General features: G+C 67.9%; 11 protein-coding genes. 7 read left to right on the plus strand and 4 right to left on the minus strand.

From position 1 onward, the window contains the following. The first annotated feature begins 72 nt into the window (after positions 1 to 72). From PQB87_RS26705 to PQB87_RS26730, 6 genes are all read left to right on the plus strand, one after another. Positions 73 to 828, plus strand: a complete 756-nt coding sequence (locus PQB87_RS26705) for a Crp/Fnr family transcriptional regulator (RefSeq protein WP_059814227.1) — start codon at positions 73 to 75, stop codon at positions 826 to 828. A 227-nt stretch (positions 829 to 1,055) separates the two neighbouring features. Continuing rightward, positions 1,056 to 4,223 carry an efflux RND transporter permease subunit gene (locus tag PQB87_RS26710; protein ID WP_489242913.1) on the plus strand — a complete coding sequence of 1,056 codons (3,168 nt, stop codon included), beginning with the start codon at positions 1,056 to 1,058 and terminating at the stop codon, positions 4,221 to 4,223. 46 nt (positions 4,224 to 4,269) lie between these two features. Continuing rightward, positions 4,270 to 5,499, plus strand: a complete 1,230-nt coding sequence (locus PQB87_RS26715; RefSeq protein ID WP_059683405.1) for an efflux RND transporter periplasmic adaptor subunit — start codon at positions 4,270 to 4,272, stop codon at positions 5,497 to 5,499. A gap of 5 nt (positions 5,500 to 5,504) precedes the next feature. Continuing rightward, positions 5,505 to 7,016, plus strand: coding sequence for an efflux transporter outer membrane subunit (locus PQB87_RS26720; RefSeq protein WP_489244289.1), 1,512 nt, complete (start codon positions 5,505 to 5,507; stop codon positions 7,014 to 7,016). Between the two features lie 28 nt (positions 7,017 to 7,044). Then, positions 7,045 to 7,740: a heavy metal response regulator transcription factor gene (locus PQB87_RS26725; protein ID WP_021159240.1), complete on the plus strand. Its 696-nt coding sequence runs from the start codon at positions 7,045 to 7,047 to the stop codon at positions 7,738 to 7,740. Beyond that, complete coding sequence (locus PQB87_RS26730; protein ID WP_489242914.1) at positions 7,737 to 9,194, plus strand: heavy metal sensor histidine kinase; 1,458 nt, start codon at positions 7,737 to 7,739, stop codon at positions 9,192 to 9,194. Before PQB87_RS26725 ends, PQB87_RS26730 begins: the two co-directional genes overlap by 4 nt. Positions 9,195 to 9,267: 73 nt before the next feature. On the opposite strand, the gene PQB87_RS26735 is transcribed toward PQB87_RS26730, so the two are convergent. The 4 genes from PQB87_RS26735 to PQB87_RS26750 all read right to left on the minus strand — a co-directional run bounded on the left by PQB87_RS26735 (position 9,268) and on the right by PQB87_RS26750 (position 14,082). Then, positions 9,268 to 10,308 carry an AraC-like ligand-binding domain-containing protein gene (locus PQB87_RS26735; RefSeq protein WP_489242915.1) on the minus strand — a complete coding sequence of 347 codons (1,041 nt, stop codon included), beginning with the start codon at positions 10,306 to 10,308 and terminating at the stop codon, positions 9,268 to 9,270. 144 nt (positions 10,309 to 10,452) lie between these two features. Beyond that, entirely contained in the window at positions 10,453 to 11,979 is a 1,527-nt protein-coding gene (locus PQB87_RS26740) for an amidase (RefSeq protein ID WP_489242916.1), read from the minus strand. A gap of 55 nt (positions 11,980 to 12,034) precedes the next feature. Then, positions 12,035 to 13,093: an aliphatic aldoxime dehydratase gene (gene oxdA / locus PQB87_RS26745; RefSeq protein ID WP_175828741.1), complete on the minus strand. Its 1,059-nt coding sequence runs from the start codon at positions 13,091 to 13,093 to the stop codon at positions 12,035 to 12,037. A 92-nt stretch (positions 13,094 to 13,185) separates the two neighbouring features. Further along, positions 13,186 to 14,082 carry a transporter gene (locus tag PQB87_RS26750; protein WP_489242918.1) on the minus strand — a complete coding sequence of 299 codons (897 nt, stop codon included), beginning with the start codon at positions 14,080 to 14,082 and terminating at the stop codon, positions 13,186 to 13,188. Positions 14,083 to 14,605: 523 nt separating this feature from the next. Between PQB87_RS26750 and nthA the strand changes: the two genes are divergently transcribed. Next, positions 14,606 to 15,205: a nitrile hydratase subunit alpha gene (gene nthA / locus PQB87_RS26755; RefSeq protein ID WP_489242919.1), complete on the plus strand. Its 600-nt coding sequence runs from the start codon at positions 14,606 to 14,608 to the stop codon at positions 15,203 to 15,205. Positions 15,206 to 15,249 lie beyond the last annotated feature (44 nt).

Genomic DNA, 15,249 nt, shown 5'->3' on the forward strand with positions numbered 1-15,249 from the left:
CCGTCTGTCATCGAAACGACAGAGTGCCTTTCCCGCGCTGCGCGTTATCCCTATCCTCGCAAACCCGCACCCATGCACGACCCTCTCGCCGCTCCGCCCGACGCGCCCGCCCACCCGGCCGACGCCCTTTCCGCACCGGGCCCGCTGCCGGCGCTGTCCACGCTGTTCGGCCAGTGCGCGTGGTTCCGCACGCTCGCGCCCGAACACCAGGCGCTCGTGCTCGCGCAATCGCGCGTCGAGCAGTGCGAGGCCGGCGACGTGATCGCCCATCGGCTCGCGCCGTCCGAATACTGGATCGGCGTGCACCGCGGGCTGCTGAAGCTCGCGATCTTCAATGCGTCCGGGCGCGGCTGCACGTTCTCCGGCGTGCCGTCGGGCGGCTGGTTCGGCGAAGGCAGCGTGATCAAGCGCGAACTGCGCAAGTACGAGGTCGTCGCGATCCAGCGCTCGACCGTGCTGTTCGTGCCGGTCGACACGTTCCACGCGCTGCTCGACACGAGCCTGCCGTTTACGCGCTTCGTGATCCACCAGTTGAACAACCGGATGGGCGAATTCATCGCGTCGATCCAGAACAGCCGGCTGCTGGACGTCGATGCGCGCGTCGCGCAGTCGCTCGCGCAGCTGTTCAATCCCGACCTGTACCCGGACACCGGCCCGTCGCTGTCGATCTCGCAGGAGGAACTGGGGATGCTCGTCGGCGTGTCGCGGCAGCGGATCAACCAGGCGCTGCAGCAGCTCGAGAAACTCGGCGTGCTGCGGCTCGCGTACAACCAGATCGACGTCGTCGACCTCGGTGCGCTCGCGCGTGTCGGGATGGAGCAGATCTGAGCACGGGCCCATGAGCGGAACCGCCGCAGGTGCAGCCGGCCCGTCCGGTATCGCGACCGTTTTGCGACCGGCGCGCCGCGCGGCGTTTCCTCTGCCGAATCGGCACCGGGCCGCCCGCCGCAACCTGACAATTCCGCCAGTTTCGCGACAGTAACCCGTTCCACGCCGACGCCTATCATTCGGGTTCCCTTTACCGACGCCTGATCACCGCCTGTCCCGCTGCCTCCATGTGGATCGTCAATCTTGCGCTCAGGCGCCCCTACACGTTCATCGTCATGGCCATCATGATCGTGCTGGCCACCCCGCTTGCGCTGATGCGCACGCCGGTCGACGTGCTGCCCGCGATCAACATCCCCGTGATCAGCGTCATCTGGAATTACAGCGGCTTCTCCGCGACGGAGATGACGAACCGCATCACGTCCGTGCATGAGCGCATCCTGACGACGACCGTCAACAACATCCAGCACGTCGAATCGACGTCGCTGCCCGGCATCGCGGTCGTGAAGGTGTTCCTGCAGCCGGGCGCGAACGTGCAGACGGCGATCGCGCAGACGGTCTCGTCCGCGCAGGCGATCGTGCGGCAGATGCCGCAGGGCGCGACGCCGCCGCTCGTGATCACCTATTCGGCCTCGAGCATCCCGGTGATCCAGCTCGGGCTGTCGAGCAAGACGCTCAGTGAACAGTCGCTCGCCGACATCGCGCTCAACTTCCTGCGCCCGCAGCTGATCACGGTGCCGGGCGTGCAGATCCCGTTCCCGTACGGCGGCCGCACGCGCGTGGTCGCGATCGACCTCGATCCGCAGGCGCTGCTCGCGAAGGGGCTCACGCCCGCCGACATCGTCAACGCGGTCAACGCGCAGAACCTCGTGCTGCCGACCGGCACCGCGAAGATGGGCCAGACCGAATACCGGATCGACACCAACGCGTCGGCCGATACGGTCGCCGACATCAGCAACCTGCCGGTCCAGACCGTCAACGGCGCGACGACCTATCTGCGCGAGGTCGCATCGGTACGCGACGGTTTCGCGCCGCAGACCAACGTCGTGCGCCAGAACGGCCAGCGCGGCGTGCTCATCTCGATCCTGAAAAGCGGCGACGCGTCGACGCTCAAGGTCGTGTCGGACCTGAAGGCGCTGCTGCCGAAGGTGATCCCGACGCTGCCCGAAGGGCTCACGATCACGCCGCTGTTCGACCAGTCGGTGTTCGTCGACGCGGCCGTCCAGGGCGTGATCCACGAAGCGCTGATCGCCGCCGTGCTGACCGCGATGATGATCCTGCTGTTCCTCGGCAACTGGCGCAGCACGCTGATCATCGCGATCTCGATTCCGCTGTCGATCTTCACGTCGCTGATCGCGCTGTCCGCGCTCGGCGAGACCATCAACATCATGACGCTCGGCGGGCTCGCGCTCGCGGTCGGGATCCTGGTCGACGATGCGACGGTGACGATCGAGAACATCGAGCGGCACCTGCATCTCGGCACGAACCTGCACGACGCGATCCTCGAAGGCGCGGGCGAGATCGCGGTGCCCGCGTTCGTGTCGACGCTGTGCATCTGCATCGTGTTCGTGCCGATGTTCTTCCTCACGGGCGTCGCGCGTTTCCTGTTCGTGCCGCTCGCGGAAGCCGTCGTGTTCGCGATGCTCGCGTCGTACGTGCTGTCGCGCACGCTCGTGCCGACGCTCGCGATGCTGCTGTTCCGCCCGCAGCAGGCGAGCACCGGCCCGGATCGTTCGACGTCGCGCTTCGCACGCATCCATCACGCGTTCAACGAAGCGTTCGAGCGGCTGCGCGCGTGGTACATCGTGCTGCTCAGCATCCTGCTGGTGCGCCGCCGCTTCTACGCGACGTGCTTCCTCGGCTTCTGCGTGCTGTCGACCGGCCTCGTGTTCGTGCTCGGCCGCGACTTCTTCCCGAACGCCGATTCGGGCAACATCCGCCTGCACATGCGCGCGCCGACCGGCTACCGGATCGAGGAAACCGCGCGCCTCGCCGACCAGGTCGAGCGCGTGATCCGCGCAACCGTGCCGCCCGACGAGCTCGGCGCGATCGTCGACAACCTCGGCCTGCCGGTGAGCGGCATCAACCTGTCGTACAGCAACGCCGGCACGATCGGCACGCTCGACGGCGAGCTGCTGATCGCGCTGAAACCGGGCCACCGCGCGACCCAGCATTACGTGCAGGCACTGCGCAAGGTGCTGCCCGAGCGCTTCCCGGGCGTCGAGTTCTTCTTCCAGCCGTCGGACATCATCACGCAGATCCTCAACTTCGGCCAACCGGCCGCGATCGACCTGCAGGTGCTCGGCAACGATCTCGCGAGTAACATGACTATCGCGAGCAGCCTGATGAAAAAGTTCAGGCAAATCCCCGGCGCCGTCGACGTGCACGTGCTGCAACGCAACGACGAGCCGACCCTGCTGGCCGACATGGACCGTACGCGCATGCAGCAGCTCAACCTCTCCGCGCAGAACGTCGCGCAGAACATGCTGATCTCCCTGTCCGGCAGTTCGCAGACGACGCCGTCGTTCTGGATCAACCCGCGCACCGGCGTCCAGTACCCGCTGCAGATCCAGACCCCGCAATACAACATCTCGTCGGTCGACGACCTGCTCGGCACGCCGATCTCGGCGAGCGGCCGCACGGGCATGCCGCTGCAACTGCTCGGCAACCTCGTGCAGGTGCGCAGCACCGCGAACCCGGCCGTGATCACGCACTACAACATCCGCCCGGCGATCGACGTGTACGTGAGCGTCGAGGGCCGCGACCTCGGCGCGGTCGCGGGCGAGATCGACCGCATCGTGTCGGACGCGCGCGCGACGCTGCCGCGCGGCACCGAGCTGACGATGCGCGGCCAGATCGAGACGATGCGCACGTCGTACCTCGGCCTCGGTGCGGGCGTCGCGATGGCGATCGTGCTCGTCTACCTGCTGATCGTCGTCAATTTCCAGTCGTGGCTCGACCCGCTGATCATCATCAGCGCGATGCCGGCCGCGCTCGCCGGCATCGTGTGGATGCTGTTCATCACCGGCACGCACCTGAGCGTGCCCGCGCTGACGGGCGCGATCATGACGGTGGGCGTCGCGACCGCGAACAGCATCCTGGTCGTGTCGTTCGCGCGCCAGCGTCTCGAAGCCGGCGCGCCGCCGCTCACGGCCGCGCTGGAGGCCGGCGCGACGCGAATCCGGCCGGTGCTGATGACGGCGCTCGCGATGATCATCGGGATGGTGCCGATGGCGCTCGGTCTAGGCGAAGGCGCCGAGCAGAACGCACCGCTGGGCCGCGCGGTGATCGGCGGGCTGCTGTTCGCGACCGTTTCGACGCTGCTGTTCGTGCCGCTCGTGTTCGGCGGCGTGCATGCGCGGCTGGCCCGCCGGCGCGCGCGCCAGGCCGGACACTGACTTTCGTCCCCTTTCGTCCCACTACCCGGTTGAATTGGTTGAATTCATGGAAGAGAAACATCACAGCGCCGTCGGCATCCAGGTGGACGAACACGGCATGCACCTGCCGACACGCACGTCGGTGTCGCGACGCGGACGCATCGTCCTGATCGTGATCGGCGTGCTGCTGGCCGCCGGCGCCGCGCGCACGATCGTCGTCAACGTGCTGAACCGCAACCGGCTCGACACGGTCGCCGAGCAGAACACGCGCCAGTACGTGACCATCGCGCATCCGGTCGATGCGGCCACCGGCGGCAAGCTGTCGCTGCCCGGCACGCTGCGCGGCTTCGTCGAGGCGCCGATCTACGCACGCGCGAGCGGCTACGTGCTGCGCTGGCAGGCCGACATCGGCGCGCACGTGAAGCAGGGCCAGCTGCTCGCCGAACTCGACACGCCCGAGCTGAACCAGGAACTCGCGCAGGCCACCGCGCAGCGCCAGCAGGCGCAAGCCGCGCTCGCGCTCGCGAAGACGTCGTTCGACCGCGCGCAGCAGTTGCGCCAGCGCGATGCCGTCTCGCAGCAGGAACTCGACGACCGGCAAGGCGCGTTCAACCAGGGCACCGCGAACCTCGCCGCGGCCGACGCGAACATGCACCGCCTCACCGAACTGAAAGGCTTCCAGCGGATCGTCGCGCCGATCGACGGGATCGTCACGCAGCGCAATGTCGACGTCGGCGATCTCGTCAGCTCCGGCAACGCGGGGCGTTCGCTGTTCACGGTCGTGCAGGCCGACCGGCTGCGCCTCTACGTGCAGGTGCCGCAGGCATACGCGCAGCAGGTGAAGGTCGGCCAGCGCGTGAGCGTCGCGCAGGCCGAGCTGCCGGGCCGGACGTTCGACGGGACGATCACGCGCACGTCCGAGGCGATCGACGTCGCGACGCGCTCGCTGCAGATCGAGATCACGCTGCCGAACCCGGACGGGCGGCTGCTGCCCGGCGCCTACGTGCAGGCCACGTTGCCGATGACGCCGGTCGGCCGCCTGCAGGTGCCGGCCAATACGTTGCTGTTCCGCGCCGAAGGCCCGACGGTCGCGACGGTCGATGCGAACGGCCAGGTGCGCCTGAAACAGGTGACGGTCGTGCGCACGATCGGGCAGACGCTCGAGGTCGACGGCCCGCTCACGCCGAACGACCGCCTCGTCACGAACCCGAGCGACGCGCTCGCCAACGGCGATCAGGTGATCGTCTCGGCGCCGGCCGCGAAGCCGGCATCGAGCGCCGCGGAGGCGAAGTCGTGACCGCGATGCGCATCCGCCGGCGGCCCGCCGCCGTCTCCGCCACCGCCGTTGCGCTCGCCGCCGCCCTCGCCGGCTGCACGGTCGGCCCCGACTACCAGCGGCCCGACGTCGCCACGCCGGCCGCGTGGCGGCTCGATCCGGCCGACGGGTACTGGCACCCGGCCGCGCCGGCCCGCGCGCCGCTCGACCCGGCATGGTGGACCGCGTTCGGCGATCCGCAGCTCGATGCGCTGGAAGCGGAGGCGCTGCGCAACAACCAGAACCTGAAGGCCGTCGCCGCGCGCTACGACCAGGCGAAGGCGACGCTCGCGTCGGTCGCCTCGGCGCAGTATCCGGCCGTCGGCCTGAACGCGAGCGGCCAGCGCTTCAAGATCTCGGCCGACCGGCCGCAGACCAACTACGCGACGCAGAGCGCGTCGACCGTGCAGAACGACGTCCAGGTCGGCGCGAGCGTCAGCTACGAGCTCGACCTGTTCGGCCGCGTGCGGCGCAGCGTCGAATCGGCGCAGGCCACCACCGAACAGGCGCGCGACGATTTCGCGAACGCGCGCCTGGTGCTGACCGCCGATCTCGCGTCGAGCTATTTCGCGCTGCGCGAATTCGACACCGAGATCGACGTCGTCAAGCGCTCGATCGACCTGCAGCAGAAGGCGCTCGACTACGTGAGCGCGCGGCACGACCTCGGCGCGGTGTCGGGCCTCGACCTGCTTCAGCAGCGCTCGCAGCTCGACGCGACGCGCACCCAGGCGCAGCTGCTGCTCCAGCAGCGCGTGCAGGTCGAAACCGCGATCGCGACGCTGGTCGGCACGCCGGCCCCCACCTTCTCGATCGCGCCGCGCGTCGTGCCGATCAACGCGCCCGCGCTGCCGACCGGCCTGCCGAGCGACGTGCTGCAGCGGCGCCCCGACGTCGCGTCGGCCGAGCGCGCGATGGCCGCCGCGAACGCGCAGATCGGCGTCGCGCGCGCCGCGTATTTCCCGCGCATCATGCTGTCGCCCGACATCGGCTGGGACGCGACGCGCTTCGCCGGCCTGTTCACCGTGCCGGCGTTGCTGTGGTCGGTCGGCGGGTCGCTCAGCCAGCCGCTGTTCGAAGGCGGCAAGCTGAAGGCCGGCGTCGATTTCGCGCAGGCCGGTTATGTCGCCGCGCAGGCCAATTACCGGCAGACCGTGCTCACCGCGTTCCAGGAGGTGCAGAATGCGGTCACCGGATTGTCGGTGCTCGCCGAGGCCGCGCAGCAGGCCTCCGCGGCCGTCGACGACGCGCGCAAGCTCGTGTCGCTCGCGCAGGATCGCTACGCGGGCGGCCTGACGCCGTTCATCGACGTGCTGACGGCCGAGCAGCAGTTGCTGACGAGCGAGCGGCAGGCCGTGCAGATCCAGGGCCAGCGCGCGGCGCTCGTCGTGTTTCTCGCGAAGGCGCTCGGCGGCGGCTGGGACGGCCAGGCGGCAAGTGGCCCGGCGCCGGCCGAGATCGCCGCAGCCCCGGCACCGGCGCCAGCGCCCCCGGGCCCTTAACCGGATTACGCGGACAACGGATTCGAACATGAAAGTCCTGATCGTCGAAGACGAACCGAAAGTCGTCGAATACCTCAAGAGCGGCCTGACCGAGGAAGGCTGGGTCGTCGATACCGCGCTCGACGGCGAGGACGGCGCGTGGAAAGCCGTCGAATTCGACTACGACGTGGTCGTGCTCGACGTGATGCTGCCAAAGCTCGACGGCTTCGGCGTGCTGCGCGCGTTGCGCGCGCAGAAGCAGACGCCCGTCATCATGCTGACCGCGCGCGACCGCGTCGACGACCGCGTGCGGGGCTTGCGCGGCGGCGCCGACGACTACCTGACCAAGCCGTTCTCGTTCCTCGAGCTGATCGAACGGCTGCGCGCGCTGACGCGCCGCGCGCGCGTGCAGGAATCGACGCTGATCTCGATCGGCGACCTGCGGGTCGACCTGATCGGCCGCCGCGCGACCCGCGACGGCACGCGGCTCGACCTGACCGCGCAGGAATTCCAGCTGCTCGGCGTGCTCGCGCGGCGCAGCGGCGAGGTGCTGTCGAAGACGACCATCGCCGAACTCGTGTGGGACGTGAACTTCGACAGCAACGCGAACGTCGTCGAGACGGCGATCAAGCGCCTGCGCGCGAAACTCGACGGCCCGTTCGCGGACAAGCTGCTGCATACGATCCGCGGGATGGGCTACGTGCTCGAGGCGCGCGAGGACGGCGATACCGAGAGGCCGGCATGAAACGCTCGATCGTCCTGCGGCTGTCGGCGATGTTCGGCATCGTGTCGCTGCTCGTGTTCACGCTGGTGGGCTGCGGGCTGTTCGTGATGATGGAGCGCCAGCTGTTCGCCGAGCTGCGCGCGACGCTCGATACGCGCACCAAGGTCGCCGAGATGATCGTGTCGCACGCGCTCACGTCCGAACGCGGGCGCCTCATGCAGGAAAAGCTCGCCGATCTCGAACCGCCCGACGGCTCGACGCGCTACCAGGTCGACAGCACGAATCCGGATTTCCGGTTCGGCAAGCCCGTCGACGGCGTGCCCGTCGGCGCGCCGTTCGGCGCATTCCAGCGCTACGCGCTGAACGACAGCAGCTACGACGTGATGACCAAGACCGTCACGGTGGCCGGCAACGGCGAGCGACCGACACTGAGGCTGATCGTCGCCAGCTCGTGCGAGCGCACGCAGCGGATGCTGCGCCGCTTCGGCTGGACGCTCGCCGGGCTGATCACGATCGCGACGATCATCACGCTGCTGCTGAGCCGCGCGGTGGCCCGCTTCGGGCTCGCGCCGCTCGACCGGCTGTCGCAGGATGCGTCGGCCATCAGCCTCGCGAACCGCCGCCAGCGGCTGCACACCGACGCGCTGCCGGCCGAGCTGCGCGACCTCGCCACGTCGTTCAACGGCGCGCTCGATCGCATCCAGCAGACCTACGCGCGGCTCGAGGCGTTCAACGCGGACGTCGCGCACGAACTGCGCACGCCGGTCAGCATCCTGATCGGCCAGACCCAGGTCGCGCTGACCAGCCGCGACCGCACCGTCGAGCGGATGCGGCAGACGCTGCAGTCGAACCTCGAGGAATTCGAGCGGCTGCGCGTGATCATCAACGACATGCTGTTCCTGTCGCGCAGCGACCGCGGCGAACGGGCAACCGACCTGAAGGACGTGTCGCTCGCCGACGAGGTGCGGCGCATGCTCGACTTCCTCGAAATCCCGCTCGACGAGGCGCAGTTGCACGCCGAACTGCACGGCGATGCGCGCGCCGCCGTCGATCCGTCGCTGTTCCGCCGCGCGATGACGAACCTGCTGATCAACGCGATCCAGCATTCCGCGCCCGGCGCGACGTTGCACGTGACGATCACGCGCCGCGACACGCTCGTCGAGATGGCCGTGTCGAACCCCGGCGAGCCGATCGATCCGGTGCAGCGCTCGCACGTGTTCGAACGCTTCTACCGGCTCGAGGAAGCCCGCGCGAACAGCAAGGAGAACCACGGGCTCGGGCTGTCGATCGTCAAGGCCGTCGCCGAGATGCACGGCGGCAGCGTATTCGTCGCGTGTTCGGGCGGCGTCAACACGTTCGGCTTCTCGGTATCGACGGAACCCTGCGCGGGCGGACCGCTGCGCGCGGGAGATGCAACCGGCGTGGTCGACTCCACCGGTTCGCGGCCGGCGCACGCGCCGCGGGCGCTGCACTGACGGCGGCTGCGCCTGTCGACGTCCGGCCGCCTCCGATCGGCGCTTGCCGGCCACGAACGCGGCGCGGGACGCATTACGCGCGCGGCTTGCCGCCCTGCTCGCGCCACGCCCGCGGCGACATCGCAAACCGCTCGCGAAACACGCGACTGAAATGCGACATGTCGTTGAATCCCCAGCGCAATGCGACGTCCGACACGCGCAGCGACGCGCATTGCGGATTCGCGAGATCCTGCGCGCACCGTTCGAGCCGCAGGCTCCACACGTGACGCATCAGCGACGTCTCCTCGGCCTCGAAGAGCTTGTTGATGTACCGCGACGAAATCCCGATCGAGCGCTCGATCATCATCGGGTTCAGCTCCGGATCGTGCAGGTGCTCGAGCACATGCCGCTTCACACGCGTCAGTGTCAACGCCTTCATCCTCGATTGCGCGAGGTCGTTGCGTTGCATGCCCCCAAGCGTCATCGCGATCAGCGTGATCGCGGTATCCGACAACTGCCGCATCTCGTCCTCGGTCACACTGCGGATCTGCGACGACATCTGCTCGAGAAACGCACGCATGACACTGCCGACGCCGTCCCCGGTTTGCGTCGGGCACGCCGTGCGGTGCTCCATCCCGACGACGAGCTGGTTCAGCGTCGCGCGGGGAATGCTGACGACGATCTCGCGCCACGACTGGCCGAACTGCAGGTGGTGAGGCCGGGTCGCGTCGTAGATCGCGAAATCCCCGGGATGCAGCGTGACGATCTTGCCGTCCTGTTCGACCGACTGGCTGCCCTCGAGCATCAAGACCCCGAAATACTTGTCCTCGTACTCGCTGCGCGCCTGGCGATAACGCCGGATCACGGCCTGCTCGCTCGCGTGGATTTCCGAGATTCGCATCTTTTCGCACTTGCGCTGCCGCACTCGGCCGAAGAAATCGGCTTTCTGCACGGCCGCGATCTGCACGTCCGCGAACAGGCGCAGAATCGTCTCGCGCCAGAATTCGATACGCTGGCTGACCGAGCCGTCGATCGGCACCTCGATGGCCGCGTTCGTCCGTTCGTCCAGCGGGCTGCCGGACGCCGGACCGGGCGCGTCGCCGCTTGCGGCGCGCGGGAGAGGACGCATCGTCATGGTCGTGCCCCACATGGATTAGCAAACACGCAGCCGACAGCGTGCCCGTTCAAAAGCGCATTGTCCAATCGCTGACCGCGTACGCCGCATGGCCGGTCGAACCGGCACGCGGCGCAGCGGCGGCATGCTACCGCTCCGGACATGTCATGCGCACGTCGTCCGACGCCAGTCGGACGACTGTTCATACGCATACGCAACGCGGTAGAGCGTCGCCTCGTCGAAACGGCGCCCGACCAGTTGCAGCCCGATCGGCAGATCGTCGGCTACCCCGCACGGCAGCGACATTGCCGGATGCCCGGACACGTCGAACGGCGCGGTATTCGCGAGCATCTCGAACGCCCGCGTCAGCGACTCGGACATCGCGCAACCGGGCTCCGGCAGCTTCGACGCGCGCATCGGTACGGTCGGCATCACCAATACGTCATACGACTGCAGCGCCGCGTCGTAAGCCGATCGCAAGCGCCGTGCGAGGTTCTGGCACTTCGCGTAGTAACGCCCGCGATACCGGCTCGTGAAGTATTCGCCCAGCAGCATCGTCACCTTCACGGTATCCGGCAACTCGTCGGCGCGCTCGCGCCAGCCCGCGTGATGATCGATCATGCCGGTCACGTACAGGCCGCCCCAGTTGAAACCGTGGCTGTTGCCCTTCATCATCTGCTGCGTCGCGCCCTCGGCCGCAATCGGCAGCCAGATCGCGGTGCCGGCCGCATGCAGCGGCACCGACACTTCTTCGACGCGCGCGCCCAGCTTGCGCAACCGCTGCGTGGCGGCCAGCACGGCCTCGTCGACCACTTTCTCCGAATTGGCGAGCCCGAACGCCTCGCGCAGGATGCCGATCCGCAATCCCGCGATGCCGTCGCGGATCGCGCCGAGATAGTCGGCGCGCGGCGGCAACGTCCGTTGGCGCGGATCGAGCCCGTCGTCGCCCGCGATCACGTCGAGCAGCAGCGCGTTGTCGAGCACGTTGCCCGTCATCGGCCCCAGATGATCGACGGTTGCCTCGATCGGCATCGCGCCGGTGTACGGCACGAGCCCGTGCGTCGGCTTCATCCCGTAGATGCCGCAATAGGCGGACGGGATCCGCACCGAGCCGCCCTGGTCGCCGCCGAGCGCCATGTCGACCTCGCCGCTCGCAACCAGCGCGCCGCTGCCCGACGACGAGCCGCCGGACGAGTGCCCTGCCTTGCGCGGATTCTGCACCGGCCCCGACGCGCTCGTGTGCGAGCCGCCGGAAAAGCAGTAGTACTCGCAGGTCGACTTGCCGGCGATCGTGCCGCCGGCGTCGAGCACCCGCGTGACGACGGTCGCATCGACGTCGGGCACGTAGCCCTCGAACGTGGTCGAGCCATTGCGCATCGGTACGCCGGCGACGCAGATGTTGTCTTTCACGACCACCGTCCTGCCGCGCAGCTTGCCGTCGGCGGCGCCGTGGATCGTGCTCTTGCGCGCCCACGCGCCGTAGCGGTTCTCGTCGCCTTCCGGGCGGTAGCCGGGCGTGCGCGGATACGCGACGACGGGCAGATAGTCGGGCAGCGCGTCGATCGCATCGTAGGCGTCGAAGTTCGCCTGCAGGGCATCGTCGTATTCGGCGAGTTGCCGGGAATCGAAATGAAAGCCGAAGCCGGCTGCCATATCGGACAGTTGTTCGCGGGTCGGGCGTTTGATGGCCATCGACGTTCTCCAGTTCGGTAAGCGGCACCGCCGGCCCCGGCGGTGCCGGCGGGATTCAGCGGGCGATGGCGACGGCGTCGCGCATCATCCCGGTGCGCGGATGGCAGTTCACGTATTCGTAGACCTGATGCTTCGCGTCGAAGACGGAAACCTCGTGATACAGCCGCAGTTTCGACAGCCCGGTGACGACGCGGAAGAAGGTGACGAAGATCCGCAGGTGCGTCGGATGGGATTCGGCCCATCGTTCGAGGCGGTCGAGCGAGCGCCAGTGGCCGATGTTGTAGCTCTCGTCGAGCACGTTGCCGTCGAGATCGATCGAGCGCACGTAGCGGTTGCTGTAGCAGCCGACGTCCGTGCCGTTGTCGCGCAGGAAGTCCATTCCGCTGCGCAGCGTCGGCTCGATCTCCTCGAGATACAGTCGGCGCTCGTCGTGCTCGGCCGCGCGCCAGTCCTGGCCGGAGCGAATCAGCGCGATGTTGTCGTGCGCCAGCACGACCACGCGGCCGCCGCGGGCCGGATCGCCCTCGACGATGCGCAACTCGCCGTCCGCGCGCATCCAGTCCGTCTGCGAGATCGGGAACCGGTCGCGCATCGATCCCCAGTAGCCGTGCTCCTCGATCTCGCCGCTGACGCCGTCCATGATCGCGCCGACGCCGGGGAAATCGTTCGTGAATGCGTAGAGCGTCTCGAACTGCTCGGCGCGCGGCGCGACGATTTCCCGGAAGTAGCCGATGCCGTCCGCGAGGCGTGCGTCGGAGGTCCACCATTCGACGACTTCTGGCGACGCAATCCAGCGTGCATACGCGGCCGGATCGCGCCAGTAGCCGACGGCGATCAGGTTCTCGTAACCCTGGTCGTCGGTGTGTTGCGTCAGATCGAAGTTGTTCGGGCCGTCCTGCACACCGAAATCGGCGACGATCCCGCGCAACGCGGCCAGTGCCGCCGCGCGCTTGTCGGCGCCGCTGTATTGCACGCCGAAATAGCCCATCACGACCTGGCTCAGGTCTTCGGCGGCCCGGGCGACGTACATCGGGAACGGCGGCTGGTAGTCATCGGCGACGCGGCGCGACAGCGTCCGCGGGCAGACCAGGTGTTTGTCGATGGCGGATTCCATGCATGACCTCTCTGGAAAGGGAATCGGGTGTCGAGGTATCGACGTGGGGAAGGAGCGATATGCACCGGCCTTGTCCCGGCGCATGCGGGTGGTCAGAAGATGTGCGCGTAACGCAGGCCGGCGAGCACACTGTTCTTCGGACCGTTGCGCACGCTCAGGTCGGTGCCGAGCTGGATTTGCACCTGGTCGGCCTTCGTCACGAACTTCGCCGCGGTGATCCGCAGGCGCGTCGTGCGCAGCGCGTCGTTGTTGTCCGCGCCGTCCACGCTCGTTTCACCGCCCCAGAGCTGCGTGATGCCGATCCCGAGCGACGTGCCCGGATCGGGCATGTAACGCACCATCGCCTGTGCGCTGTAGCTCATCCGCTGATGCAGCGTCGCACCGTTCGCGCCATACGACGTGTTGTTGCCGTACCAGATCGCGTCGCCGACGAGATCGAGTGCCCACTGCGGCGAAAAGTGCTTGACGTAGGCCGCCTGGAAATCGAGCGACCAGCGGTTGGCGCCGAGATTGAGACCGCGGTTCTGGTCGTAGCTCCCGGTCGGCGCGTAGACGTAGACCGTCGCGGCAACGACGTCCTTCGCTTCGTTCAGGCGGAATTTCAACGGTGCGGTCAGGATCACGTCGCCGACACCGTTCGTACTGCCAAGCGCACCGGCGTTGCCGAAGCTGCTGATGTGACCGAACGGCAGCAACACCTGCGGATCGATCGTGAGCCTGTCGGTGAGCTGGAACACATGCAGCAGGCGGGCGATGCCGACATTCGACTGCAGGTCGAAATCCGACGTCCGGTGGCCGTTCGCGTAGTAGGTGTTCGTCGCGGAATAGTTGTAGTACAGCACGCCGATCGTCGCGCCGGCCGGATACTGCTCATAGTCGCCGGGATCGACCTCGACCGCGCCCGCGTAATGCGATGCGACGGCGATCAGCGACAAGCCGATCCAGCGCGCGATTCGCTTCAGTTTCATTCTGTTGACGTTGTCCATCATGCTCCTCACCTGGTTGCGCAGACACCGCCACGCTCGACGCACGACGAACGGGAACCGTCGCCGGAGGGTGGAATCGCGGGATGCTGGCCGACTGTTGTTCCGCCGGTACATCGGGGATGCCGGCGATTCGCGACATCGAACGGCCGTCGCTTGAGGATGAGAATAGGAAGGCAAAATCCGCAGTTCTGTTTTCCGGCGGAACAAGAAATTGGCTGTGGCGGACCTGCGCCTCCGATGTCATGCCGCGGTCGCAAAACGTGCGCCAGCTGCCACTGTTTTCGTGCCGGGCGCCCCGCCAATTGCCGCCGATCGCCGCCCATCTCCGTGCATCCGTGCGCGTCGGCCCCATGCCGCGCCACGGGGCCGTCTCAGCACAGTTTCCGATCCGTGCCGGCAAAGAACCGCGCTTTTTCTCTTCTTACCCTGCTCGTCGAGCGTGACCGACACCACGCGTCCACGCCCCGCCACGGCAATACCACCGCGATGGCGGCGGTCAACCCGACCCACGACAAGGAACCCCACGATGAGCGCGACCCCTTCCACGGAAACAGCCTCGACGCCCGGCGAACGTGCCTGGGCGCTGTTTCGCGTGATGAAAGAGAAGAACCTGATCCCCGACGGCTATATCGAAGGCCTGACCGAGCTGATGTCCACGACCTGGGATCCGGCCAACGGCGCGCGCATCGTCGCGCGTGCGTGGGTCGACCCGGCGTTTCGCGAACTGCTGCTGAAGGACGGCACGGCCGCGTGCGCGCAGTTCGGCTACACCGGCCCGCAGGGCGAGTACATCGTCGCGCTCGAAGACACGCCCACGCTGAAGAACGTGATCGTCTGCAGCCTGTGCTCATGCACGAACTGGCCGGTGCTCGGGCTGCCGCCCGAGTGGTACAAGGGCTTCGAATATCGTGCGCGGCTCGTCCGCGAGGGCCGCACGGTGCTGCGCGAGCTCGGCACCGACCTGCCCGACGACGTCGTCGTGAAGGTCTGGGATACGACCGCCGAAAGCCGCTATCTCGTGCTGCCCGTGCGGCCGGCCGGCAGCGAGCACATGACCGAGGAGCAACTGCGCACGCTCGTCACGAAGGACGTGCTGATTGGCGTGGCGCTGCCGCGCGCGCGCTGACTCCCACCCCGTTTCGCTCTCGACCTTCATCTCGGAGATCACAT

This window comes from Burkholderia sp. KL41 (genome assembly GCF_057005415.2).